The organism is Metalysinibacillus jejuensis (assembly GCF_003057615.1).
GTDB classification, from domain to species: Bacteria; Bacillota; Bacilli; order Bacillales_A; family Planococcaceae; genus Metalysinibacillus; species Metalysinibacillus jejuensis.
The window spans coordinates 1-395 of sequence record NZ_QAFW01000177.1 but is presented as its reverse complement, the minus strand read 5'-3'; the positions used below and the strand labels follow the sequence as shown (position 1 = coordinate 395).

At 35.9% G+C, this 395-nt stretch carries 1 protein-coding gene; it reads right to left on the bottom strand.

The window, feature by feature from the left end; all coding sequences use genetic code 11:
• Positions 1–395 (bottom strand): RNA-guided endonuclease InsQ/TnpB family protein (locus DDE80_RS14770; protein ID WP_153060948.1); only part of this gene is annotated, 395 nt, incomplete at both ends.

Genomic DNA, 395 nt, shown 5'->3' with positions numbered 1-395 from the left:
CAGCCACTTTCAAACGTTGTTTTTCCCAACGTGCAGAACCTTTCTTTCTACGAGATAGGATGCGTTGTTCTTTTGTTAATTTCTCTAATGATTGTCGATAAAAACGCGGGTAATTGGCTTTCTCACCCTGTTCACTTTCGACATACAGACCGTCCATAGCGAAATCTAGCCCAACAACTTTCTGAATGGACACTGGTTTAATTTCTTTCTCGTATTCTGTCAAAATCGAAATATAGTATTTACCTGATTTTGTTTTAGAAATCGTACAAGATTTTAATTTATAATCCGTAGGGATTTCCCGATGTTGCTTGATTTTTACTAATTTCAGTTTAGGTAATTTGATATGACCATCTTGCAATTCGATATTTCCGTTCACTCGATTGGTTGTATAAGAC